A 24,515-nucleotide genomic window follows, 5' to 3' on the forward strand; every position below is an offset into this window, starting at 1 on the left:
GAATTCATGATTCTAAGGCTGTTTTTATTACTATCAGGCAGCTTCTTTTATTTTTATTTTAGTTTTGGAAGCTTCATATTTTCTATTTTTAGATTCTTCCCGTTTCATTTTTCTATATTCCCAGGGAGCCACAGCACGGTTATCCTGCCAAAGACCAACTTTTTTACGCTGTGCAGTATCCTGCAGCTCTCCCAAAGCAGTATCTTTTGAATAGGAGAAATACCACCATCCGAAACCTGCCTTTATAAGCTCTTTTGAAAGGTATTTACCGTTATCATAGTATACTTTTGCAATAGAACGTCCATACCGGTCGGTATTGGTTTCCACAAAATTAACAGTCTTACCAAACACCTGATCTGAGGTGAATTGTCTTGCATTTTTACCGAACGGCTGTCCTTTCTCCGGACAGTCAACTTCAGCAAGCCGAAGTTTTTTTTGCAGGTTTCCTTTTAAAAGAATAGTAATGGTATCTCCATCTGAAATTTTTATTACTTTTCCACTGTTTTGAGAGAAACCAAGCAGTGGAAAAAAGAGGCATGCTAATATCAATCGTTTCATGGGTTAAAGATAGCAATAAGAGCTCTGAAAACCTATAATTCATCGTATCTTCAAGAGTATTTTTAATTTTTTTTATTATCTAATCTTATCTTTTTTTACAATATGCAAAGAATCAGGAAGATTTAAAATCATTGATTAGAATATCAGGTTTCTGTTTGGATATTTACTCCTGAAATACGAAAATTCGGAATTTTTTGATAGTTTTGCTTTTTCTAATGTAAGATTATATATTCTATAAAATTTCTTATTAACTGTATTAACGTTTTTCTATTAAAAAGTAGTTTAAGACGTACAGCAAAGAGAAAAAGATTAGAAAAGCAGATTTTCATCCGCCCATATAACTCAATGGTTATTAACAATCTAAAATAAACAAAAAAGTGCACCTGAAAATTAATAAAAATTTATCCTTCATTTTATTTTTTTATTTGATAAAGTATTGTACCTTTGCAACCGCAAAAACGAAGTAAAATTCGTTAGAGATGACTATCAATCGGGGCGTAGCGTAGTCCGGTCATCGCGCCTGGTTTGGGACCAGGAGGTCGCAGGTTCGAATCCTGCCGCCCCGACTTTTTAAATTCAAGGGTGCGTAGCTCAGCTGGATAGAGCATCTGCCTTCTAAGCAGACGGTCAAAGGTTCGAATCCTTTCGCGCTCACAATGAACTCACAGAAAATGGCGGGTTCTTTTATTTCACAAAAAAGCTTTGTATCTTTGCAACTGCAATCACAAGGTAATTTAAGATGATCATCAATCGGGGCGTAGCGTAGTCCGGTCATCGCGCCTGGTTTGGGACCAGGAGGTCGCAGGTTCGAATCCTGCCGCCCCGACTTTTTAAATTCAAGGGTGCGTAGCTCAGCTGGATAGAGCATCTGCCTTCTAAGCAGACGGTCAAAGGTTCGAATCCTTTCGCGCTCACTAAAGAACTCATAAGAAATTATGGGTTCTTTTTTGTTTATATAACAATCCTTTCTTTTACTGTCCTTTGAGGAATAGTGGAGCAGATGCAAAAGTTTTTTTGGTGAAAGGGAACATAAACTTACATCAGTACAGTTTTTCTCTGACGCAAAGTTATATTTTTATTATGTTTGATTTTAAGTGAGTCAAGAATGAATCGATTAGAAATCGATTTTGATGAAAGTAACTTTTTATATCGCTTATTCAACGACAAAGTTGCCTTTCTCGCTTTCTTAAGATAGAACATTCGAATTATCAAATATAAAATCACATATTTTATTTAATACAGCATAGATCTCTGAATACCCTCCAAACAAGAGGTTTTAGATTTAACCCGATTTGCTTATCCCAAAGTTTATAACCTGACCCGGGATAGTCCATTTCTTAGAAAATTCAGTTACTGATATAAAATTCATATAAAAAATGTCAGAACCTCTTATATTATAAAGGCTTGGTTAATACTACTTTCTCCAAAAGAATCAGTTTTAACTGAAAATGGATTTTACTGGAATAAAGCTTTCTTATACTTAATTTATTTGTTGATTAAATAAATTACCTTTATAACCTTTCTTTGCAACGGTCAAAACAACATAAAACAGCTTTCTTATTGGGTATGATCTCGATAATAAGCCTGAGCATTACACTGCTTGCTTATTTCAGTCTTGTAACTGGAATTGATATCATAATCGGGGTACTGTGCTTTATCATTTCTTTTATTTCTTCAGTAGCTGCCATTATCCTAAACAAAAGTAATAAAGTGTGGTGGTTTATATTTTTAATACATATGATTGTTTTAATTGCAGGTAAATGGAAGCTGTGTGATTTTACCCTTCCTTTATAATCAAAAGAAGAGAAGAAACTGGATTGGCTGATTCCAATCCTATTTTTTCTTTATCCAGCCATAGAAAAAGTCCTCACTTAAACAGCAAGGACTTATATTTTTTAATGACCCATGTCAAAGGTTATTTCAATCGATAGGAACTTCCATTCCAAAGATAAGTTTTGGAAGAGCGTTTTTTCTTCTCCCGATCTTTATCATCTTTTTCCATTTCTTCCATTTTAAAAATAAAAGCATCAGGAATTCCACCTTTATCATTAGGGAAAATATATTGCTCACTATGGTAAAAAACATCTGCATCTCCTACATTCATCAGCTGTGGAAGGGCAATTAGTTTTTTATCCTTAAAAAGAACATATTGGTCATAGCTAGCAATACCACAGGCTTCACCAGAAACCAATGCCTTTAAAGTAAGCGCTACATTCTGCAGTTTATGACTGCTTTCAATATTGAAAGTAGCATAGCTCAGCTCCTCTCCACTTCCGGTATCAAAATAGACCTCATCTACAAGCATATTACCCTCCATCACTTTGATTCCTGCAATATTCTGTTTCTCTATAGTATTAATCTCTTTGTTTTTTCTGTCTATGGTTTTTGAAAGCCCGAAAAGGAAATCATATCCGTTTTTATTACGGTATCCTATACAAAGGTTACCTCCCCAAACATATCCTTCAGAAGTCATATCTCCCTTCTGATAAGAGATCTTGTACCAATTAGCACCTCTTTCCCCTAATCTTAATATGGCTTCTTCTTTTTTAAGGATTAATACCTGTTGATTAGCCTGCAATGAGTCTACAACCGGTGCCTGAACATTAGGTTCTTTTCTGATCCTTGTCCAATCCGTAAAAATCTTTTGGCTTTTATTCTCTTCAAAACCAAAAACCCCATCAGCATACGCTTCATTTTCCTGTGCTGAAAAAAACGGCAGTATCAGTAATAATAAAGCGGTCCATAAAGTTTTCATATCTGTATTTGTTTTTTTATTTTTCTAACAGCAAGCTTACCCACTCTTCGCGTTGTATTTGCTTTTTCAGCTCAAGACCGCTTTCTTTACATACTTCAAGAATATCATCTACATCAAAGAAGCAAAGCCCCGAAAGCAATAGTTTTCCGCCTTCATTCAACACAGAAACATAGGTTGGAATATCTGAAATCAGAATATTTCTGTTGATATTTGCTAAAATAACATCAAAATTTTCTTTTCCTAAGTTTTCGGCTGTTCCCAGTTCAATATCCAGTTCAACGCCATTTCTTACAGCGTTTTCTTTTGAGTTTTCTACAGACCATTCGTCAATATCAATGGCTTTGGTATCTCCGGCCCCCTGTTGTTTTGCATAGATAGCCAATACAGAAGTCCCACACCCCATATCCAATACTTTCTTTCCACTAAGGTCAAGCTCCATCATCTGCTGGATCATCAGGTGTGTGGTAGGGTGATGCCCTGTTCCGAAAGACATTTTAGGCTGGATAATAATTTCATGCATTCCCGGTACAGACTCATGAAATTCTGCTCTGATTAATACTTTATCATCGATATTGATAGGAGAGAAATTCTTTTCCCATTCTTCATTCCAGTTGATATTAGGCATTTCCTCAAAAGAGTACTCAATCTTTACATTTTCATTTTCAAAAATAGGAAGGGCCTTAAGCTGCTCTTCATGAAACAGATCTGTCTGAATATATCCTAAAATTCCGTGAATCTCTTCTGTAAAGCTGTCAAAACCTATCTCAATAAGCTCTGCCATTAATATCTCATTCCAGGGTTGCAATGGAGAAATTTTGAAATTGAATTCTAAATAATTTTGCATGTGACTAATTTGCTGCAAAAATACTAATGTTATTACTGTTAAAAAAATGGAAGCATGAAGTTTTAGTCTTACTCAAGAATTTATTCAGTTTTAAAAGGCCAACATCGCGTTTCCTTATAGTAAGATTTCTTCTATAATATGATCAATAGTGAATATTTTTGATATACAAAGCATAAAAAATTTATATAAATTTGTAAATTGCAGTAAGAGCAGATACCATTCGGAATATCTGAAAAACAATAGAAACCTAAGCAATCCGTCACATGGTAGCCTACGAAAATTTACATGATACCCTTTCTTTTTACAGGATTGATTGCCGCCAGTCTTATTATATATCTTCAGGAAATCCTATTTTCAATTTTCCAAAAGCACCGTTCAGGATGGATTATTATGCCCTATGTATTTGTACGGCTGGAGAAATAAGTATTGAAATAGACAGTAAAAAATATAAAGTAACCACCCACAGTTTATTTATAGCCGCTCCTTCTACCATTGTAAGATTTCTGGAAACCAGTGAAGATTTTATGATGAAGCTCTTATTTTTTGATAAGAATTTTCTCATCAAAAACATATCTAACCCTTTCATTATTGAGAAAATGAATCTCTTCTCTAAGGGTTCCTACAGCATTATAAAAACAACAGAAAAAAATTCTCTGCAATTACAAAACCTGCTGGATTACCTTAAAAAGAAATCCAGAAAACAAGGCAAATTCACAGAAGAGATTATCAGGACAATTATTTTTAACTTACTGCTTGAAACTGCAGAAATCATAGAAAAAGAAATCAATACAGTTTCTCAGAAAGAGGACGGAAAAAAAGACCTTTTCCTGAAATTCAGTAAACTGATCCGGGAAAATATCAGACAGCAGAGAACCGTTCAGTTTTATGCCGAGGAGCTTTGTATTTCTAATAAACACCTTATAGAGATTATTAAAAAAGCCAGTGGAAAAACCCCTCATGAAGTCATTGATGAGACTTTACTGAAAGAGGCTTATGTCATGCTGGGAAATCCCGATATCACGATCTCAGAAATAGCTTTTGAGCTTCAGTTTAATTCGGCATCAGCTTTCAGCCGTTTTTTTAAAAAACACACTTCTTTTTCTCCTTCAGAGTATCGGACAAAAGAAAATATCCAGTCATAAGAATTTGGGGATGACAATTCCGACATTGGGGATATGTGCTGCTTTTTGAATAGAAGTACCTTTAACATGTTAATTAAAAACAAACAAAAAATGAGTACGATCAATTCAAAATTCGAAAAAGTTTTAAATGCTTCTGAGCAGTTTGGAAAAGTAAACCACGAACCGGATTCAAGTAAAGAAGTTCAGATTAACACTCCTGAAAAAACGATGCCTTTTTCTGACCAGATCGGAAATTATCAGCGTAATAAGGGAATTCCTTCACAATCTTATGAAAACACTAAAATCTATATTGTAGGAAGCGGAATTGCGGGAATGTCTGCCGCTTATTATTTCATCCGTGATGGCCGTGTTCCGGGTAAAAACATTATTTTCCTTGATCAACTCAATGTAGAAGGAGGCTCTCTGGATGGAGCAGGAAACGCAAAAGACGGCTATATCATCCGTGGAGGACGTGAAATGGATATGACCTATGAAAATCTATGGGATATGTTCCAGGATATTCCGGCATTGGAATTACCCGCTCCATACAGTGTATTGGATGAATACCGCCTTATTAACGACAATGACCCTAATTATTCTAAAGCAAGACTGATTCATAACCAGGGGCAGATCCAGGATTTCAGTAAATTCGGACTTGAGAAAAAAGACCAGCTGGCAATTGTTAAACTTTTATTGAAGAAAAAAGAAGAGCTTGATGATCTGACTATTGAAGATTATTTCGCTGAATCTTTTCTTAACAGTAATTTCTGGTTTTTCTGGCGTTCTATGTTTGCTTTTGAGAACTGGCACAGCTTACTGGAACTGAAACTGTATATGCACAGATTCCTGCATGCCATTGACGGAATGAAAGACTTCTCATGTCTTGTATTCCCTAAATACAACCAATATGACACGTATGTAACTCCTCTTAAAAATTTCCTTGTTGAGAAAGGAATACAGATTCAGTTTAATACATTAGTAAAAGACCTTGATATCCATATCAATACGGAAGGAAAAACAGTGGAAGGGATTATCACCGAGCAAAATGGCGAAGAAGTAAAAATACCCGTTGGTAAAGAGGATTATGTGATTGTTACTACAGGCTCAATGACTGAAAGCACCTTCTATGCAGATAATAATACGGTCCCGGAAGTTACGATAGACAACAGCAGTGCAGGACAAAGTGCGGGATGGAAACTGTGGAAAAATCTCGCTGCCAAATCTGAAGTATTTGGTAAGCCTGAAAAATTCTGCAGTCATATTGAAAAATCTTCGTGGGAATCTGCTACATTAACCTGCCGGCCTTCTGCTTTCACAGAGAAACTGAAAGAACTGTGCGTGAATGATCCTTATTCCGGAAGAACAGCTACAGGAGGGATTATCACTATCACCGACTCTAATTGGGTGATGAGCTTTACCTGCAACAGACAGCCACACTTCCCTACTCAGCCGGATGACATCCTCGTTGTATGGGTATATGCCCTACTGATGGATAAAGAAGGTAATTACATAAAAAAAACAATGCCTCAATGTACCGGAAATGAAATCCTTGCAGAATTATGTCACCACTTGGGAATGACAGACCAGCTTGATAATGTTATAGAAAATACCATTGTTCGTACTGCATTTATGCCTTATATTACCTCTATGTTTATGCCAAGAGCTCAGGGTGATCGTCCGAGAGTTGTTCCCGAAGGCTGTACCAATCTAGGGTTGGTAGGACAGTTTGTGGAAACCAACAATGATGTAGTATTTACTATGGAAAGTTCAGTAAGAACAGCCAGAATAGCAGTATACAAACTTCTGAACCTCAACAAGCAGGTTCCGGACATCAATCCATTACAATATGACATCAGACATTTACTGAAAGCTACCCAGGCTCTTAATGATTATAAACCATTCTTAGGAGAAGGTATTTTAAGAAAAATACTGAAAGGAAGCTATTTTGAACATATTCTGGTCAACCGTCCTGAAGAAAAAGAAGAACATGAATCTTTCTTTATGGAACAGGTAGGTAAATTCCAGGATTGGATCAAAGGAGTAAAAGGGTAATGTTATCTTAAGGCTCCAGTTATAAAAAACGAAAAGCAGGACTTCAGTGAGGTCCTGCTTTTATGTATGATCATCCTGAAATTATTCAGGCTTATAAGAATCTTTTAGAGTTACTGTACGGTTGAAAACCAACGCAGCGTCCGTAGAATCCTGGTCTTTGGTAAAGTACCCGATTCTCTGGAACTGAAGGGGTTCACCTACGGCAACATCTTTCAGGCTTGGTTCAGCAAAACCTTGAATAGTACTTACCGAATCAGGGTTAATGAAATTCAGGAAGTCAACATCTTTTTCAGCATCCGGCTGCTCCACGGTAAATAATTGGTTGTAAACCCTTACCTCTACAGGGATCGCGTGTTTCGCAGATACCCAGTGTAATGTTCCCTTTACTTTTCTTAAGCTTTCTTCCGTTCCGCTTCCGGATTTACTCTTTTCATCGTAAGAAGCATAGATGGTAGTAATCTCTCCATTTTCATCCTTCTCCACTCTTTCTGCTTTAATGATATAAGCAGACTTTAAACGAACTTCTCCACCTAACTTCAGTCTGAAGAATTTATTATTAGCTTCTTCCTTGAAATCCTCACGTTCGATATATAGTTCTCTTGAAAAAGGAACTTCTCTGGTTCCTGCATTTTCCTGTTCAGGATTATTTTCAGTTTCCAACCATTCTTCCTTGTCTTCAGGATAGTTTTCGATCACTAATTTAACAGGATCTACTACTGCCATTACACGTTTAGCTACTTTATTAAGATCTTCACGCACACAGAAGTCAAGTAACTGGATTTCAATCAGGTTTTCTCTTTTGGCAACTCCCACCTTTTCAATAAAGTTTCTGATAGACGCCGGCGTGTATCCTTTTCTTCTCATCCCTGAAATAGTAGGCATTCTAGGATCATCCCATCCTGTCACCGCTCCTTCAGCTACAAGTCTTTGCAGCTTTCTTTTGGAAGTGATCATATAGGAAACATTCATCCTTGCAAATTCTCTCTGCTTGGGAGCTACTTTAGTTTCATCAGATACCTGCTCCAGATACCAGTTGTAAAGAGGTCTGTGGTTTTCGAATTCCAATGAACATAGAGAGTGTGAAACTTGTTCCAAATAATCCGATTCCCCATGTGCCCAGTCGTACATCGGATAGATCTTCCAGGCAGTTCCTGTTCTGTGGTGTGGTCTTTTCAGAATTCTGTACATCACAGGATCACGCATATTCATATTGGGGGAAACCATATCAATTTTTGCACGAAGCGACATTGTTCCTTCCTCGAACTCACCGTTTCTCATTCTTTCGAATAGATCCAATGATTCTTCAACCGGACGGTTTCTGAATGGCGATTCCACACCTGGTTCCGTAGGATTTTTTCTCTGTTCGGTAATCACTTCAGATGGCTGCTCATCTACATAAGCCTTTCCTTCTTTAATCAGTTGTACTGCCCATTCATAAAGCTGCTGGAAGTAATCTGATGCATACAATTCTTTGTCCCATTTGAAACCTAGCCATTCCACATCTTTCTTGATTGAATCTACGAATTCCTGTTCTTCTTTCTCAGGATTGGTATCGTCAAAACGAAGGTTTACAGGTGCATTGTATTTTTCTCCCAAGCCAAAATTGATGCAGATCGCCTTTGTGTGGCCTACATGCAGATATCCATTCGGTTCAGGGGGAAAACGGAAACGAATCTGATCTCTTTTCAGTCCGTTTGCCAAATCATCTTCTATAATTTGCTCAATAAAATTGAGTGATTTTTTTTCTTCTTCCATTAAATTAGCTTTTGTTTTTAGCAAAAAAAGTTGCACAAAGTTACGGAAAATTTGGGGCTTACGAAAGTCATAATTAAAAAGTACAATGGCTGATAATTCAGTATTTTTCTGTATCTTAGAGAAAGTTACAAACCTGATTATCATGGCTGTTTATATCTTAAGCAATCGAAAAATTGTGCGTCATAAGGGTGAAAGCGTAGACTCTTTTTCCAATGAAGAATATTCAATTCCCAATTTCAGAATTGCCAAATGTGATTTTGAGGGTTATAAAGAACCTACTGCACCGGCCAAAAAGAAGAAAGATTACAAGAACAGAAACATTATCAACTACAAACTGTTTTCGGAACCCGAAAAACAGGGATATGAAGAGGTTTTAGAGGTTTTGCTCAGTGAAAAAGGGATTAAAAAATCTTCTTTAACAGCTAATAATCTTGGTGGCACCCAGAGAATGTTCTATGAGCTATACAAAAACATGTCTTCCACCAAAGACCGGAGCGATGTCCTTATATTTATCCATGGATATGCCTATGATTTTGATGATGAATTAAAGGCTATACTTGATCTTAAAAAGCTGTTTATTGATCATCCTGAATCTCCTGTTGAGCATATTTTATTTGTAAGCTGGCCGGCCTCAAGCAGCATTGTTCCCTTGACTTATTTCGATGATAAAGCGGCAAGCATCAACTCCGGAACTTCATTATTAAGACTCTTTTACTTTTACACCCAGTTTCTAAAAGATATTTTTTCCAATCGGGATCTTATCCCATGCAACCAAAGAATCCATATAATGACTCATTCTTTGGGAAACCGGGTTCTTCAAAGCATGCTGTATAGTTTGAAAAAAGAAAATATTTTAAGGGTTATTGACCAGGTTATTTTACTTAACGCAGATGTTACTTACAAAGTATTTGAAGACTCCGAGGATTCCTTCAATAAACTTCCTCTTCTTGCAAACCGCATTTCCATCTATTTAAACAGACAGGATGTCATTTTGGGACTTTCCCAATTTACCAAAAACATCCTTACTCCACGGCTTGGAAAAAATGGACCCAGTGATATTGAACGCTTTAAAGATATTGTGTCTGTTATCGACTGTACTTTCGTTAAAGATGATCTTTTAAACAGTTTTAAATTTGAGGTGGGAAAACATTGGGGATACCTTTCCAGCTCTCAGGTTCAGAGAGATATTTTTCAAAATCTGTACGGAATAGACAGAACCCTCATCACGAACAGAACAATGGATAACGAAAATGTTTTCACAATTATTTCTTAACAATAAATTAAAAAAATATTATAAAAAAGACAATAAGTTAAAGTTACTGAAAATTGAGAAAATGGCATAAAGATTGCCAATTCATACTCTAGAGAATTACAATTTTTTTATTATGAAAAGAATTAAAAGTAAATTTTCTTATATATTTCAGTATATTAAGAAAGCGATTTTCGTAAAAGATGTGATTTAACAGAAAAAATAACTCGAAAAAAAACAGAATATTCGAACCTAAAATTACTTTATCATTAAAACAGAATTAAAAGTATATCAGGCTCCTATAATATTACTGTAGGGGTTTATTTTCATGTCTTTATTTTTATGAAAGATAAATATTCCTTCAGATAGTTCGTATTGAAAAAGAATATTTTATTCAGGTAAGCACTTCCGCATATCTCTGTCTTCTGGAAAACCCACAATAATCATTATTCACCACATTAACAATTCACACAATACCAACAACATACACTCATAATGTTGTCCAGCTGAAAAAAAAATTCGATATTTATTGACCAAACCATAACCTATCAATTATGAAAAACCAACAAAGCAACATGAAGAAATTGAGTAAGAGTGAGTTAAAAGCCATGAATGGCGGTAATCCTCCCCCAATCCCTATAGGATGTAACAATTGGGATCCAAAAAACAGATGCTGCAGAGAATGGGATTATGATCACTGGGACAATCCTACCTGTCTTAATTAATTTTCTCTTCAGTTTTGAACCACAGCAACTCATTTCTGAGATCAAGGCTTGATTCAAAATTATTAACAAATAAAGATCCGGTGCCCAATCCTTGAGGCATTGGATTTTTTTTGGTCACTGTATATTGAGCAATGGCATTCAGCCCGATATTACTTTCCAGCGCAGAAGTAATCCACCAACCTATATTTTGTTCTTCAGCAAGGGAAATCCACTCGTCAGAACCGGAGAAACCTCCCACTAAAGCAGGTTTCAAAATAATGTATTGTGGCTTTATTGTTTCTAACAGAAGTTTCTTTTTATCAGGATTAATTATTCCTATCAGTTCTTCATCCAATGCAATTGGTGTAGGTGTTTTTGAACATAATTCTTTCATATCGTGCCAATTTCCGGCTTTAATGGGCTGTTCAATAGAGTGAATATCAAGATCTGCCAGTTGCTGCAAAACACCCATCGCTTCTTCTTTATTAAACCCTCCATTGGCATCTACACGCAGTTCCAACTGATCGCCGGAGAATTTTTCTCTAAGCTTTTGAAGAATAATATATTCTTCTTTCCAGTGGACACCGATTTTCAGTTTGATGCAATGAAAGCCTTTTTCCAGTTTCTCTTCAATCTGTTCTTCCATATAGCCGATCTCCCCCATCCAGATTAAACCGTTGATGGTAATAGCAGATTTCCCTTCAGTAAACTCACTGGGAAAATAAAGACGGCCACCATACTTCAGGTTCAAAACCGCCTGCTCGTAACCAAACCATATTGACGGAAAATCTTTCAGCTCTTCTTTTAGATCAGCAAAATTCTTTTCAATATTCTCACAAAGCCATTTCAGTTTTTCTTCATAATCCGGCCGGTCATCAAAACTCAGCCCTCTGAAAATGGCACATTCTCCTACTCCCTTTTTTCCATTTTCTGAAATCTCAAGAATAAAGGTTTCCTTATCAAGCAAAACGCCGCGAGATGTTCCACTCGGGCGTTTGAATTGTAATAGATATCTAAAATAAGACGCTTCCATACTACGATGTTATTTCACACTATCGATACGCATAAACTCTTCTGCTTTTTCTACCATGTCTACACTTCCGCAGAAAAATGGAATTCTCTGGTGAAGTTCCGTCGGCTCAACTTCCAGAATTCTTCTGAATCCGTCTGTTGCCTTACCACCGGCCTGCTCTGCCAGGAAAGCCATAGGATTACATTCGTATAATAATCTCAGTTTACCGTTCGGAGCCTGAGAATAAGACGGGTAAATATAAATTCCGCCTTTCAGCATATTTCTATGGAAATCTGCAACTAAAGAACCGATATACCTTGAAGTATAAGGACGGTCCCCTTCTTCCATCTGACAATATTTAAGGTAGTTTTTCACTCCCTGAGGGAATTTAATATAGTTTCCTTCGTTGATAGAATAGATTTTACCTGTTTTTGGGAAAGTCATATTGGGATGAGAAAGGTAATAAGTTCCCAAAGAAGGATCCAGGGTAAATCCGTTTACTCCGTTTCCGGTAGTATAAACGATCATTGTAGAGGAACCATAAATAACGTATCCTGCAGCAATCTGATTAATCCCTTTCTGTAAAAAGTCTTCCAGCTGCACAGGAGTTCCAGGTTCAGTAACTCTTCTGTAGATAGAGAAAATAGTTCCTACGGAAACATTTACATCAATATTGGAAGATCCGTCTAAAGGATCAATAAGCACTACATATTTACTTAAGTGACCGTTCTCTCCGCATTTAATATCAATAAAATCATCATTTTCCTCAGACGCAATACCACAAACAACCTCTCTTTGAGACAAAGCCGTAATAAAAATTTCATTAGCGATCACATCAAGTTTCTGCTGTTCCTCGCCCTGAATATTCTGGTTACCGGCAGCTCCTGTTATATCTACAATTCCGGCTTTATTTACTTCTCTGTTTACCACTTTCGAAGCCAATCTTATTGCGCTTAGAAGACGAGAAAATTCACCTGTAGAATATTGAAAATCGTCCTGTTTATCTATAAGAAATTCTCCTAAAGTCTGTAATGGTTGATTTGACATATTTTTCTTTTTACGTTTTCTCCAAATTTCGGAAAATTTATTGCATTAGGAAAATTTAATTACAAAAGAGGTTAACATCTGAATTTCAACACAATATAAATAAAACCTAGCGTAACATCAAACGATTATTGAAAATTATGCCTCCGGATTTGTTATATGGGGTACACGAAAAATTCAAATTATTTCATTAATTGTTGATTTTAAGGAAATCTTAATTCTATCATTCCGCTCGCCTATTTCATATCTCGTTGTAAATTTATAATTTTGACGTCCGTAAAAAACTCATGTCATTTTTTATCTAACAATTTTATTTTTAACAATTTAATGAAAATTTTCAAGTTTGGTGGGGCATCGGTAAAAGATGCCGAAAGTGTAAAAAACGTGTCTATGGTTCTAAAAAGCCAGGGATTTGCCAAATGTTTGCTGGTAATTTCAGCAATGGGCAAAACGACGAACGAGTTGGAAAAGGTTGTAGAACTTTATTTCAAAAAGGATAACTATCAAACTGAGATTGAAAAGATAAAACGAAAACACATTGAGGTAGCGGAGGGTCTCTTTCCTGAAAACCATGCAGTTTTTGCTGAAATCAATCTCTTTTTTGATGATATAGATTCTTTTTTAAGAAGAAACAAATCTCCTAATTACAGCTTTGTATATGATCAGGTGGTAAGTTGCGGAGAAATGATTTCAACTAAAATTGTAAGTGAATACCTGAACGAGATTCAGTTTACCAATCAGTGGCTGGATGCCAGAGATTACATTAAAACAGATAATTCTTACAGGGAAGGTAATGTAGATTGGACAAAAACTGAGGATTTTATCTCAAATTTAAATCCTGAAATCTGCTATGTTACCCAAGGGTTCATTGGTTCAGACGACAATAATTTCACAGTAACTTTAGGAAGAGAAGGTTCTGACTATTCTGCTGCTATTTTTGCATTTTGCTTAGATGCTGAAGCAATGACTATCTGGAAAGATGTACCGGGTGTAATGACAGGAGATCCGAGAAAATTCAACGATGTAACTCTTCTTTCCAATATATCTTATGAGGAAGCTATTGAGATGGCTTATTACGGGGCAAGTGTAATACACCCAAAGACATTACAGCCACTCCAACAGAAAAGTATTCCTTTTTATGTAAAATCTTTCGTAGATCCTACGAAGGAAGGAACTAAAGTAGGAGCTTCAGACAAAAACCAACAGGAAGAAACTTATATTTTGAAAGAAAATCAGGCTCTGCTGAAAATATCAACAAGAGACTTTTCTTTCATCGCAGAGGATCATATGAGCCTTATATTCGGCTATTTATCAAAGTACAAAATTAAAGTTTCCCTGATGCAGAATTCTGCTATTTCATTGGCTTTATGTCTGGAAGATAAATTTAACCATATTGAAGAACTTAACGAAGAACTTCATAAAATTTTTAAAACCGAAGCGATTAAAAATGTATCTTTATTCACAGTAAGAAATGCGAAGATGGATCATATTGAAAAATTTTACCATGAAAAGAATGTATTATTGGAGCAAATTTCCAAGAATACGCTTCAAATGGTAACACAATAATTTTAATTGCGACTAAACACACATGAGTTTAATTTCGAAAAACGATCTGATCAAAGCTTCCGGCTTAAGTAAAATTGGATTTCTAAAGAATCCAGTAGCATCTGCTGTGATGAGCATTGCTAAAATAAATGAAGTAAATAAATTATACGACAAATTAAAAGATAAGGAAGGTAAAGACTTTTTCGACTCATTTGTAAGAGAAAGAAACTTAAGCTATGTAGCTTTTGAAGAAGATCTTGCAAAAATCCCCAAAACGGGACCTTTTATTCTGGTTTCCAATCATCCGCTGGGTGCTATTGACGGAATTTTAATGTGCAAGATCCTTACGGAGGTTCGTCCGGATTTCAAAATCATGGGAAATTTCCTTTTGGAAAAAATAAAGCCTATGGAGCCGTACGTAATCCCTGTAAATCCTTTTGAAAACAGAAAAGAAGTCTACAGCAGTTCTTCAGGAATGCGTGAAACGCTTAAGCATATCCAAAATGGAGGCTGCGTAGGTATTTTTCCGGCAGGGGAAGTTTCCAATAAAAATAATCCTTACGGAGAAATCTTAGATAAAGACTGGGAAAAAACGGCACTTAAGCTTATAAGAATGGCTAAAGTGCCGGTAGTTCCTATGTATTTCCATGCTAAAAACAGCCGTCTTTTTTATCAGGTTGCCAAACTTCATCCGAGTTTACAGACCCTGATGCTGCCTGCTGAAATGATGAATGACAGGGAAAGACCTATCAGAATCCGGATCGGACGGCCTATTACCTTAAAGGCAATGGACGATATGGAAACGATTGAAGAACTGGGTGAGTTTTTGAAACGTAAGGTTTATATGATGAAATCTTACTATGAAAAGAGAAAATCTTTGGCCCAAAGCATCAATCTTCAGAATCTGTATGTGAAGTTTCCTTTATTAAAAGAAGAAAATATTGTTCAGAACATTATTGATGAAACGCCTAAAGAGGATATCATCAAGGATGTTGATAAATTGAGAGGTACTGATAAGATGCTGTTCAGTAATGGAAATTACGAAATCTACTTTACCACCTATGAAGAAATACCTTCTATCATGAGGGAAATAGGACGTCAGCGAGAACTTACGTTCCGTGCTGTAGGTGAAGGGAGTAATCTTCCGTTTGACCTTGATGAATATGATAAACACTACCACCATCTTTTCCTTTGGGACAATGGTGAAAAGAAACTGGCAGGAGCTTACAGAATGGCCCTGGGTAGAGAGGTAATGAAAAAATACGGCATCAAAGGTTTTTATACCAGTTCATTATTTGAGTTCGAACAGGATATTCACCCTTTCTTTAAAAAGGTGATTGAGATGGGCCGTGCCTATATCTGTCAGGAATATCAGCAAAAGCCACTACCTCTGTTCCTTTTATGGAGAGGGATTGTACATGTATGTCTGAGAAATTCTGACCATAAATTTCTGATGGGTGGGGTAAGTATCTCGAATAAGTTTTCAGAGTTTTCCAAGTCTCTGATGATAGAATTCATGCGTTCCAATTACTTTGACTCGGCAGTGGCTCAGTATATCACTCCAAGGAATGAATATAAGGTAAAACTTCGTGACAGGGATAAGAATATTTTCTTTGAAGAAATGGAGTCTGATCTTAATAAGCTTGATAAGATTATTGATGACCTGGAGCCTGAACTAAGATTACCTGTTTTGATAAAAAAATATATTAAGCAAAACGCTAAGGTAATTGCTTTCAATGTTGATCCGAACTTCAATGATGCCATTGATGGATTGATGTATATCAGGATTAGTGATCTTCCGGAAAACACCATTAAACCGGTGTTGGAAGAGATGAGTGAGCAAATAAGAAAAGAACAGGAAAACAATCCGGCTGATAATCAGTAAGTTTTTAAGTCTGGTAAAAAAAAGTACGATGAATACTTGCTTTGTATACTAAAACTTACTACTTTTGCATCACTTTAAAACAACGAAGTAAGACACACAAAAATATAATGGTTTCTTAGCTCAGTTGGTAGAGCAATGGATTGAAAATCCATGTGTCCCTGGTTCGATTCCTGGAGAAACCACAGAAGTTAAACACAACTTAACTTAGTCAATCAAGAAAATCCCTTTTAAACAATGTTTAGAAGGGATTTTTGTTTTAATGATGTTTAATAATGTTTCGTCAAATTTAGTCCTTTTTTGTCCCTATGTTGTCCCTGAGGACAATTTAAAAAGATTTTCAGTTTAAACGAGGATTAATTTTGAACCAAATATTTAAACAATGAACATCGCATTTTTTTTAAAAGAACCCAAAAAGACAACCGAAACAATGATATATGTTTCGGCAACCCTAAAAGGTAAGAGATTGAAACGTTCCACAGGGGTAAAAGTAAAACCCTCACAATGGACAGGGACAAAAGTGAGACAACTCGCTCCCGAATCGGCAACTAAAAATCTGAAAATAGAAAACACCGTCAAAATCTTAAAAGAGATTGAAAGGGATTATTTATTGAAAGAACAACCCCTATCTAAAGAAATTTTAGAAAAAGAGTTTGAACACAAAATCACTCCTATCACTACAACAACCGCTAAGAAGAAAGGAGTATTAAGTGTTTTTGATGAGTTTATTGAAGTTAGAAAACAATCTGCGTCAGAAAACACCATAAAGACATATAAAACGTGTAAAAACCATCTTAAAGCATTTTCAGATGAGATAAAATTTGATATGTCATTTCAAAATATTACACTTAATTTCTATGATGAATTATTAGCATACTTCATTGAAAAAAATTTCTACAATTCTACTATCGGGAAATATGTAACAATACTTAAAACATTTATGAATTGGGCAGGAGAAAGGAGGTTTCATAATAACATGGAATTTAAAAAGTTTTTAGTTTTCAAGGATGATTCTGAAAAAATAAAACTTACTCCTGAAATCGTAGAAAAATTGAGAACAACTGATTTTGAAGATGATTACAGTAATGTCGTAAGGGATATTTTTATTTTTAGTTCCTATACAGGTTTGAGGTTTGTTGACATTCAAAATATGAGACCAGAGGACGTTACAGAAGACTTCTTACGCCTACATATTAAAAAAGCTAAAGAAATGCTTGATATACCTTTATTGGATGTACCAAAAGAAATAATCAAAGCTCACACAGAACGTTATGGTAGGCTAAAAGTCCCCACTAATCAATTCTGCAATAGAGAAATCAAAAAACTTTTTGAAGCGATTGGCTTTGGCGATAAAATACGATTTGTAAAATATTCAGGTAAAAATGAGATTACAGTAGAAAAAAATGCTCACGATTATTTGACAATGCACTACGGTAGGGTATTTTTCATTACCAACTCATTGATTAATGGAATGAATGAAGAATTTATTCGAGAAATTACTGGGCATAAAGATTATAAGTCTTTTAAAAAATACGTTCAGTTTTCCCGTGAAATGGTGGCTGATAGTCTGCATTCTGCATGGAAGAAATAAAACAGTATTTTATTAACAAAATAACATTTTATCTAAAAAATCAAATAACAAAAATATTCATATAGATATTTTAAAAGCCTGATTATTTGCAATTGCATAAATCAGGCTCTTTTTATGGGTATTCAAAACCTTAAAAATAGCTGAATGTTATTATTTTGAAAGATCAACAGGTAGCTAAATAGAGGACCATATTAACTATATAGAATAATAAAAGCAACTACCAAAACTCCTATAGTAAAAACAGCTCCTTTTACCTTCTTTCTGATTTGTCGATAGTGATAATTTCATTTTCTTTGAGTGGGCTACCCTCGTTTCATTTTACATATAAAACTTATAAACCCAATAAAAAAATATCTTTATATTTGGACTTATACATTATTTATATGCCCATTTCAAAACCTCAAAAAATCCAATCTAATATTCTAGATTTAGAAGCATCTCGTAATAATCAATATAACAGATATTTACTAAACAAAATTTCCGTTATTATCGAAGGACTTGTCAAATCTAAAGATAAAATTCATGGAGAACGTTATAAAGAAATACAGTTGATTTTAGCTGGTTTGCGTGAACCACATGATATTAGTACAGGAAACCTGGTTAATGCTGAGGCAAAAGCTATTATACTTGATCTTTATGATGAGTTAATTGAAATTTTAAAATCTTATTAGTAAACTTTGGAAAACATTAATCATTCAGAATGGTATGGAAGAGGTTTTAAATCCTATAAAATACAAGAATGGGAAAATCTCCTCTCTAAAAATTTGTTAGAAAATAATTATCAAAGGTATTTGACTGATAATGCAGGGATTTTTTTAAGCGATGATGATTGTCATTTAGTTATTTCCAAACTAAAACTTGGCAGTGAGCTAGAAACTGATTTTATAACTTTATCAGATGGTTTTAGTAATGGAAACATTTTTGAATTTATTGAAATCAAACAACCGTCAGCCAAATTATTTACGGATAAGGGATTAATGACTGCAGAGTTTAATAGAGCTACACAACAAATAAGAGATTGGAAAAGATGGTTAATGGATAATCGCAATTGGATGGGAAAATATTTGCCCACTGTCAATACAAGAATATCAAACCCTACCCATTTTAAATTCAAGATAATAATAGGTAGAAGACTATCAAACCATTATGAAGTGGAAAAAAGAAATCAAATAGCCGAGGAAATTGGAGCTGAAATTAGATCCTTCGACTATTTGACAGATAAAATTAAAAGGCGAGAATTTTATCCTATTGCTTGGTTACGTGATGGAACACCTGAACATTATGAAAAGGAACTTGCAAATCCATTTTACAAAGCTTTTACAGATTCTGAATGGAAAAAATTTTGCAATAGTCAAAAGGTTGCATCATCCCATTTTTATAGTGATCATTTTGAAGAAGTCTTAAAAATGAGGGAATACAGTTCTTATTAATCTATTTAATATTATTTTTGACTTTCTGTACTGTTCCTATACTTACATTACAGATTTTCGCTGTATCTCTTATTGAATTTCCTTTCTTTAGGCTCTTAATTACTTCTTTATACTTAAAAAGGAAATCTTCCATGCTCTCGGTAGAACCTTTCTCACGCCCTTTATAGATTCCTTTAGCCTTTGCGAGTGCGATTCCCTCACGCTGTCGTTCTAAAATGGTTTCTCGCTCCATTTCTGCAATGTTAGCCATAACCGAAATGATAAGTTTGAACGCCTGATTTTCTTTGCCTTTGATTAGGCTTTCTATTCCGAGATTATCCACTTTTAGAATAACGCCCCTTTCTTTGAAAAATTCCAAGGTCGTAAGAATGTCATACAGGTTTCTTCCGAGCCTGTCAATAGAACTTACCGAGACGTAATTAATTTCGTTATTCTCAATAGCTTTTATCAATTCCTTTCCCTGCTCTCTATCCTTAAACGGTACAGAACCGCTAACAATATCGGTAAATACTCTTTCGCCTTGCGCTTGTCTCTCTTCCTGTCTTGCCGTATTTTGTGCCCCTGTTGAAACTCTTATATATCTTGCTTTCATAATTTGTAAAATGTTATAAAGCACCCTGCATTTAAGCAAGGTGCAAAGGTTGTTATTGTAATTAGTTTCTGAAATAATATCCGTTAGAACTCATATAATCATACATCAAATGTCTGGCGGTTGCTTCCCAATCAATGCAGATGTAAGAAGACAGGTTTTCAGGAATTGAGCCTTCCTGTTCTAAAGTACACTGTGCAAAATCCTCGTCCGAACTGTACTCACCATAATAAGAATCTGAAAGACTGTCTAATAGGTCGCTTACGTCCTCATGATAATAACTCATGCACTCTGCATAGGCTTCTATAACCTCAAAATCATAATCTGAATTATTGATCTCTTCGGCTATTTCGTAAATGTCTGCTGAAAGATGGCATTCACTGATTAGCTTTTGTTTGATAAAGAACTGACTACATTCGTAGTCCTGAAACATAAATTCAGGGTCTTGTTCGTCTTGGTGTAACTCATGCATAGCATCTAAAAGCTCGTCATAGTTTGAATAATCTGAAAGTTGAAGCCATTCACCGTAGATGCTTCCTGAATTGTACTTGCCATAAGTACCGACATAGATTTGGAAGTCCTCCAAACAATTTTGTAACTTTGTCATTGTAGATAAGTTTTAATTAGCGTTAGAATTTTTTACACTTCCCCATTCAATATTAGTAGTATTGATGGGGTTTTTTGTTGGTTTATAGTAGTCGAAAACTGTGCCAAATGTTCTAAAAATAGAGTGATATTCAATGAAATAGCAAAAATATTTTGAAAGCGTGTAAAAGGTTTTGAAAAGTGTTCTAAATCTACCCCGTAGTCTAAAAATATTCAAAAAAAATGTTCAGTTTTTAGATCGTCCGAAAACATTTGCCAGACTTTCAACAGGTGGGGGTACTATCAAAAACTCGCCTTACCCCCTCCCCCTAAGACTAATATGGGTACTCTATCGAGACATGTAAAAAAAAATTCAAAATCAGTCTTTACAGTATTGATTTTTTTTAGCAATTTTGTAAACAATTAACATTTAAAACGGTTTAATTATTGATATGAAAAAAAACATCTGAATGAAATAGTTCATTTGGGTAACATTTACGAAAAAATAAAGCGTTAGCTTTTATTCTGTAAACAGAAATCTGACAGTTTCAATTATAGCACAGAATAAACAGTTGATGCCCCACGTATGGCGTGTTGGGCAAATACTTGTTTGTGCTATTAGGTTTTGTCAGAACCTCTGTTTGCAAATTAAGTGTAGTCCTTCACGCTTTTTGTATTTAAAAACCTATCACTTTAGGAGGACGAGTGAATAAAATATTCACTATGAAAAAAATTATTTTTTTAGCATTTCTATCATTTGGAAGTATGTATTTTTCTCAGTCTGTCACCGAGAAATATAATTCACTCTACAAACGTTATGAGTATTTTGACTCATCTGGAAATAGAATTGGTTATAAAAAGTACAATAATCTCTCAAGGCAATGGGAATATTACGATCTGAACAAAACCCAATATGAAAAACAACCACGACAGTATGGCAATTATATCCAACCATATAATCTTGATTTGATAGAACGTACTTTAAGACAAAAACAGCAAAATTATGACAGTAATTTTCAATCTGTTAAAGCTACTATTGAATATATCATAAATGATATTAAAACTTGGGAAATTGACACAGATACGAAATACAAAATAATAAGCCAATTCAAAGATGCTATTTCTAAAAATTTGGATAATAGAGATATTGATTATAGCTCTGCTGAACAAACTCGAATAGTTATAAAATGGTTAGATGAGACTGTAGAAATAATTATTAAAAATCTGATTAACACTGCAAAATGATAACGTTCATTTTAAATTCAAATTTCTGTGGAACTTCTCTCCGATCATTCAGAGAACCTAGCAATTGGGATTATCTTTTATTAGTCTCAATTGCTATACTATATGTCGGCGGTGTTTATTATTCACTCCTCACATTGAAACTTATCACCAACAAATTGAAACAGTATTTTAGTAAAAGACGGAAAGCAAAGCATTAATCAAACTATTTGATTAACAAGTAGTCGTAGTTTTACTACAATTTAAAAGATTTATTAAAAATCTCTATATTTGGCATCATATTTTTATCTACATTTAGTGATCTAAGATCAAAAAACACTCACAAAATTATGAAAAAAAACACCTCCAATTCTGATCGGATTTCGGAGAATCATATTTCGGGCATCAATCGTGTGGTGAAGCTTGATATTGTAGTTAACGGAAAACCTATCAGCCACTTTAAGCACTTCCGCCTACAGCAGAGTGCAAGAAGGCATCATTACTTTGAACTTACTTTAGCTCATGATTCTTTAGAAGAATCACAGAATCACAATCTTGAAGAAGCCAGACAATTTCTAGGAAAACGCCTGACAGTTACTTTTAAATATAAAGATGCTGAAAATGAAAGCCCCGAACGTACATTTGTCGGTGTGGTTACAAAAGTGGCATTCAGTCAGGAAAAAATGAGTTTGGGAAATATTGTACTGAAAGGGCAGAGCCCAACAATTCTGATGGATTCCGCACCCCATACCCAGAGTTTCGGAGGTACTCAGGCTGTGAACACATCTATTATTGCTGACAGTATTATTAGACAAGCATTAAGTACTAATGATTTTGATTTCAGGATAGATACCCAGAATAAAAGCTACATTAACTATAGCTCTCAATATTGTGAAACCCATTACAATTACCTTACAAGACTAGCGGAAGCTTATGGGGAACAGTTTTATTATGATGGTGAAGTACTACACTTTGGAAAGCTTCCCCCTCATGAAAAGCCTATCCACCTTGTTTACGGAAGTAACGTTACTGATGTTCAGGTAGAGTTAAAGGCAGTTCATACTAAGGCTGAACACTTTGGTTATAATAGCAGTAGTCATGCAAAAATGTTGGGTTCTAATGAGAGTATTAAGCATTTAGGGGATTTATCCCAAAAAGCCTATGAACTGAATGATAAAATTTTTAAAACAAGGTCACTGACTCCTACTCCTATTAATGCTAATATGTTTCTGGATGTGGACGACTCCCAAAAGAGTGCAAGAGGGAGTAAAGCGGTAGAGGTTTTTACTGTTTCTGGAAATACTACAGTTCCTTTTTTGTATGTAGGTTGTGTAGCAGATATAGATATGAGAAATCAGGACAGTAACCAAACCTCCCACTTCACAACCTTGATGATGACGGAGGTAAGTCACGAAGTTGATGCCAGAGGTTATTATACTGGAGGCTTTGAGGCTATAGCCGAGGGAACAGGCTTCATGCCAAAACCCGCTTTTATAATGCCCAAAGCAGAGCCACAGGTTGCTACTGTAATTTCCAATATTGATCCTTTGAATCAAGGCAGAATACAAGTACAGTTTGACTGGCAGTTAAATGATACCACCCATTTTATCCGAATGATGAGCCCAGATGCTGGGGGAACTGATGTCATAAGCCAGAATAGAGGCTTTGTAGCTGTTCCAGAAATAGGAGACCAAGTGATGGTTGGTTTTGAATATCATAATCCTGATTTTCCTTTTGCTATGGGAGGAATGTTTCACGGAGGTGTAGGCTTGGGAGGAGGTATGGATAACCGTGTAAAATCTTTACAAACCAGAAGTGGGCATAGATTAGTGTTTACAGAAGACGAAAGTATCTTGTTGACTGATAAAAGTGGAAATGTACTCCAATTTGATACAAAGGGAAGTAACATCAACATTACCGCTCCTGAAACCATTACTATAAAATCAAAGAACCTGAAGTTTGATATTGAGGAAAATATTGAAACCAAAGCAGGCAAGAATATGGATACCAATGTGGGGCAAAACATAAAGATTATTGCAAAGCAAGAGATAAGCCAAGACAGTGGTAAGAAGACTATTATAAATGCTGGTACTAATACCGAAATATCAGCAAAAGCCCACCTAGACCTCTATGGTAAAGAAAAATTCATAGGTTATACTGATGGACAGACAGAGTTTGGAGCAAAAGACAGAATGCATGTATATGGAGCTAACTCATTATTGACTGCAAAAGATAAAATTGAGTACAAAGCTCCACAAATGAATAAACTTCCTCAAAATGGAGAGTTTGATTATACGAAAGAAAAACAAATAGTCAGTGCACAATGGATGGATGGTGATATGAAAGAGATTATTGACACGGCTTTTATTGGGGAAAAGATAAGTATTTTAGTATATACTCGAAATTATGATGAAGGAGAAACTATTGATGTTGATGTTGAACATGATTATAATAATGAGAAAAAGAAAGTAATTTATTCAGGAACTGTAAATAAAGAAGGTTTTGCAGAGTTAAAAGAAAAAGTGGAGATAAAAAAGAAAGAAAAAGAAGATACAAACGAAACTAATATATAATTATT

19 protein-coding genes and 5 tRNA genes are annotated in these 24,515 nt (G+C 35.1%); 16 read left to right on the forward strand and 8 right to left on the reverse strand.

The annotated features are described in order from the left end of the window. Positions 1-33: 33 nt before the first annotated feature. Positions 34-558, reverse strand: coding sequence for a thermonuclease family protein (locus MP477_RS12570; protein WP_230036979.1), 525 nt, complete (start codon positions 556-558; stop codon positions 34-36). Between the two features lie 491 nt (positions 559-1,049). Here MP477_RS12570 and MP477_RS12575 point away from each other — a divergent pair. The 4 genes from MP477_RS12575 to MP477_RS12590 all read left to right on the forward strand — a co-directional run bounded on the left by MP477_RS12575 (position 1,050) and on the right by MP477_RS12590 (position 1,472). Next, positions 1,050-1,124: transfer RNA gene (locus MP477_RS12575), tRNA-Pro, on the forward strand. A 14-nt stretch (positions 1,125-1,138) separates the two neighbouring features. Continuing rightward, positions 1,139-1,212: transfer RNA gene (locus MP477_RS12580), tRNA-Arg, on the forward strand. Positions 1,213-1,309: 97 nt separating this feature from the next. Next, a tRNA-Pro gene (locus MP477_RS12585) sits at positions 1,310-1,384 on the forward strand. A 14-nt stretch (positions 1,385-1,398) separates the two neighbouring features. Beyond that, positions 1,399-1,472, forward strand: a tRNA-Arg gene (locus MP477_RS12590). 1,001 nt (positions 1,473-2,473) lie between these two features. On the opposite strand, the gene MP477_RS12595 is transcribed toward MP477_RS12590, so the two are convergent. Then, positions 2,474-3,313 (reverse strand): SH3 domain-containing protein, encoded by an 840-nt coding sequence (locus MP477_RS12595; protein ID WP_257190704.1) that lies wholly within the window; start codon positions 3,311-3,313, stop codon positions 2,474-2,476. 16 nt (positions 3,314-3,329) lie between these two features. After that, the gene (gene prmA / locus MP477_RS12600; RefSeq protein ID WP_257190705.1) at positions 3,330-4,157 is read right to left on the reverse strand and encodes a 50S ribosomal protein L11 methyltransferase; all 828 of its coding nucleotides are present in this window, start codon (positions 4,155-4,157) and stop codon (positions 3,330-3,332) included. 263 nt (positions 4,158-4,420) lie between these two features. Here prmA and MP477_RS12605 point away from each other — a divergent pair, with 263 nt between their 5' ends. Together MP477_RS12605 and MP477_RS12610 are read left to right on the forward strand one after the other, a co-directional pair. Further along, positions 4,421-5,299, forward strand: coding sequence for an AraC family transcriptional regulator (locus MP477_RS12605; RefSeq protein WP_257190706.1), 879 nt, complete (start codon positions 4,421-4,423; stop codon positions 5,297-5,299). A gap of 90 nt (positions 5,300-5,389) precedes the next feature. Then, positions 5,390-7,330, forward strand: a complete 1,941-nt coding sequence (locus tag MP477_RS12610) for an oleate hydratase (protein ID WP_257190707.1) — start codon at positions 5,390-5,392, stop codon at positions 7,328-7,330. A gap of 81 nt (positions 7,331-7,411) precedes the next feature. On the opposite strand, the gene MP477_RS12615 is transcribed toward MP477_RS12610, so the two are convergent. Beyond that, the gene (locus MP477_RS12615; RefSeq protein ID WP_257190708.1) at positions 7,412-9,085 is read right to left on the reverse strand and encodes a glutamine--tRNA ligase/YqeY domain fusion protein; all 1,674 of its coding nucleotides are present in this window, start codon (positions 9,083-9,085) and stop codon (positions 7,412-7,414) included. An 85-nt stretch (positions 9,086-9,170) separates the two neighbouring features. On the opposite strand from MP477_RS12615, the gene MP477_RS12620 reads away from it, so the two are divergent. Together MP477_RS12620 and MP477_RS12625 are read left to right on the forward strand one after the other, a co-directional pair. Continuing rightward, a complete protein-coding gene (locus tag MP477_RS12620; RefSeq protein ID WP_257190709.1) occupies positions 9,171-10,358 on the forward strand; it encodes an alpha/beta hydrolase in 1,188 nt (395 codons plus the stop codon). Positions 10,359-10,888: 530 nt separating this feature from the next. Continuing rightward, a complete protein-coding gene (locus tag MP477_RS12625) occupies positions 10,889-11,059 on the forward strand; it encodes a hypothetical protein (RefSeq protein WP_257190710.1) in 171 nt (56 codons plus the stop codon). Here MP477_RS12625 and MP477_RS12630 read toward each other — a convergent pair. Both MP477_RS12630 and fbp read right to left on the reverse strand, forming a co-directional pair. Next, on the reverse strand, positions 11,052-12,071 hold the full coding sequence (locus MP477_RS12630) for an o-succinylbenzoate synthase (RefSeq protein WP_257190711.1): 1,020 nt from the start codon (positions 12,069-12,071) through the stop codon (positions 11,052-11,054). The genes MP477_RS12625 and MP477_RS12630 overlap by 8 nt on opposite strands. 9 nt (positions 12,072-12,080) lie before the next feature. Continuing rightward, positions 12,081-13,097, reverse strand: a complete 1,017-nt coding sequence (fbp, locus tag MP477_RS12635) for a class 1 fructose-bisphosphatase (protein WP_047493402.1) — start codon at positions 13,095-13,097, stop codon at positions 12,081-12,083. Between the two features lie 324 nt (positions 13,098-13,421). Here fbp and MP477_RS12640 point away from each other — a divergent pair, with 324 nt between their 5' ends. From MP477_RS12640 to MP477_RS12665, 6 genes are all read left to right on the forward strand, one after another. Beyond that, a complete protein-coding gene (locus tag MP477_RS12640) occupies positions 13,422-14,660 on the forward strand; it encodes an aspartate kinase (RefSeq protein ID WP_230036997.1) in 1,239 nt (412 codons plus the stop codon). Positions 14,661-14,682: 22 nt separating this feature from the next. Then, on the forward strand, positions 14,683-16,524 hold the full coding sequence (locus tag MP477_RS12645) for a lysophospholipid acyltransferase family protein (RefSeq protein ID WP_257190712.1): 1,842 nt from the start codon (positions 14,683-14,685) through the stop codon (positions 16,522-16,524). 109 nt (positions 16,525-16,633) lie between these two features. Next, a tRNA-Phe gene (locus tag MP477_RS12650) sits at positions 16,634-16,706 on the forward strand. Positions 16,707-16,903: 197 nt separating this feature from the next. After that, positions 16,904-18,112: a site-specific integrase gene (locus MP477_RS12655; protein ID WP_257190713.1), complete on the forward strand. Its 1,209-nt coding sequence runs from the start codon at positions 16,904-16,906 to the stop codon at positions 18,110-18,112. A gap of 383 nt (positions 18,113-18,495) precedes the next feature. Then, the gene (locus MP477_RS12660) at positions 18,496-18,783 is read left to right on the forward strand and encodes a hypothetical protein (protein ID WP_257190714.1); all 288 of its coding nucleotides are present in this window, start codon (positions 18,496-18,498) and stop codon (positions 18,781-18,783) included. Between the two features lie 6 nt (positions 18,784-18,789). Then, entirely contained in the window at positions 18,790-19,542 is a 753-nt protein-coding gene (locus tag MP477_RS12665; protein ID WP_257190715.1) for a DUF4263 domain-containing protein, read from the forward strand. A gap of 1 nt (position 19,543) precedes the next feature. On the opposite strand, the gene MP477_RS12670 is transcribed toward MP477_RS12665, so the two are convergent. Both MP477_RS12670 and MP477_RS12675 read right to left on the reverse strand, forming a co-directional pair. Next, a complete protein-coding gene (locus MP477_RS12670; protein ID WP_257190716.1) occupies positions 19,544-20,134 on the reverse strand; it encodes a recombinase family protein in 591 nt (196 codons plus the stop codon). A 61-nt stretch (positions 20,135-20,195) separates the two neighbouring features. Continuing rightward, positions 20,196-20,738 carry an antirestriction protein ArdA gene (locus MP477_RS12675; RefSeq protein ID WP_257190717.1) on the reverse strand — a complete coding sequence of 181 codons (543 nt, stop codon included), beginning with the start codon at positions 20,736-20,738 and terminating at the stop codon, positions 20,196-20,198. 701 nt (positions 20,739-21,439) lie between these two features. Here MP477_RS12675 and MP477_RS12680 point away from each other — a divergent pair. Together MP477_RS12680 and MP477_RS12685 are read left to right on the forward strand one after the other, a co-directional pair. After that, the gene (locus MP477_RS12680) at positions 21,440-21,961 is read left to right on the forward strand and encodes a hypothetical protein (protein WP_257190718.1); all 522 of its coding nucleotides are present in this window, start codon (positions 21,440-21,442) and stop codon (positions 21,959-21,961) included. A 326-nt stretch (positions 21,962-22,287) separates the two neighbouring features. Next, a complete protein-coding gene (locus MP477_RS12685; RefSeq protein ID WP_257190719.1) occupies positions 22,288-24,510 on the forward strand; it encodes a type VI secretion system Vgr family protein in 2,223 nt (740 codons plus the stop codon). Positions 24,511-24,515: the final 5 nt, after the last annotated feature.

Origin of the sequence: Chryseobacterium sp. WG23, assembly GCF_024586575.1 — a bacterium.
GTDB lineage: Bacteria > Bacteroidota > Bacteroidia > Flavobacteriales > Weeksellaceae > Chryseobacterium.

What these genes read in the sequence shown, in the direction of transcription:
- MP477_RS12625 (WP_257190710.1), top strand. Translation starts at nt 10,889, where the DNA reads ATGAAAAACCAACAAAGCAACATGAAGAAATTGAGTAAGAGTGAGTTA.
- MP477_RS12615 (WP_257190708.1), bottom strand. Translation starts at nt 9,085, where the DNA reads ATGGAAGAAGAAAAAAAATCACTCAATTTTATTGAGCAAATTATAGAA.
- MP477_RS12680 (WP_257190718.1), top strand. Translation starts at nt 21,440, where the DNA reads ATGAAAAAAATTATTTTTTTAGCATTTCTATCATTTGGAAGTATGTAT.
- MP477_RS12645 (WP_257190712.1), top strand. Translation starts at nt 14,683, where the DNA reads ATGAGTTTAATTTCGAAAAACGATCTGATCAAAGCTTCCGGCTTAAGT.
- MP477_RS12660 (WP_257190714.1), top strand. Translation starts at nt 18,496, where the DNA reads ATGCCCATTTCAAAACCTCAAAAAATCCAATCTAATATTCTAGATTTA.
- MP477_RS12685 (WP_257190719.1), top strand. Translation starts at nt 22,288, where the DNA reads ATGAAAAAAAACACCTCCAATTCTGATCGGATTTCGGAGAATCATATT.
- MP477_RS12630 (WP_257190711.1), bottom strand. Translation starts at nt 12,071, where the DNA reads ATGGAAGCGTCTTATTTTAGATATCTATTACAATTCAAACGCCCGAGT.
- MP477_RS12595 (WP_257190704.1), bottom strand. Translation starts at nt 3,313, where the DNA reads ATGAAAACTTTATGGACCGCTTTATTATTACTGATACTGCCGTTTTTT.
- prmA (WP_257190705.1), bottom strand. Translation starts at nt 4,157, where the DNA reads ATGCAAAATTATTTAGAATTCAATTTCAAAATTTCTCCATTGCAACCC.
- MP477_RS12670 (WP_257190716.1), bottom strand. Translation starts at nt 20,134, where the DNA reads ATGAAAGCAAGATATATAAGAGTTTCAACAGGGGCACAAAATACGGCA.
- MP477_RS12605 (WP_257190706.1), top strand. Translation starts at nt 4,421, where the DNA reads ATGGTAGCCTACGAAAATTTACATGATACCCTTTCTTTTTACAGGATT.
- MP477_RS12620 (WP_257190709.1), top strand. Translation starts at nt 9,171, where the DNA reads ATGGCTGATAATTCAGTATTTTTCTGTATCTTAGAGAAAGTTACAAAC.
- MP477_RS12675 (WP_257190717.1), bottom strand. Translation starts at nt 20,738, where the DNA reads ATGACAAAGTTACAAAATTGTTTGGAGGACTTCCAAATCTATGTCGGT.
- fbp (WP_047493402.1), bottom strand. Translation starts at nt 13,097, where the DNA reads ATGTCAAATCAACCATTACAGACTTTAGGAGAATTTCTTATAGATAAA.
- MP477_RS12570 (WP_230036979.1), bottom strand. Translation starts at nt 558, where the DNA reads ATGAAACGATTGATATTAGCATGCCTCTTTTTTCCACTGCTTGGTTTC.
- MP477_RS12655 (WP_257190713.1), top strand. Translation starts at nt 16,904, where the DNA reads ATGAACATCGCATTTTTTTTAAAAGAACCCAAAAAGACAACCGAAACA.
- MP477_RS12640 (WP_230036997.1), top strand. Translation starts at nt 13,422, where the DNA reads ATGAAAATTTTCAAGTTTGGTGGGGCATCGGTAAAAGATGCCGAAAGT.
- MP477_RS12610 (WP_257190707.1), top strand. Translation starts at nt 5,390, where the DNA reads ATGAGTACGATCAATTCAAAATTCGAAAAAGTTTTAAATGCTTCTGAG.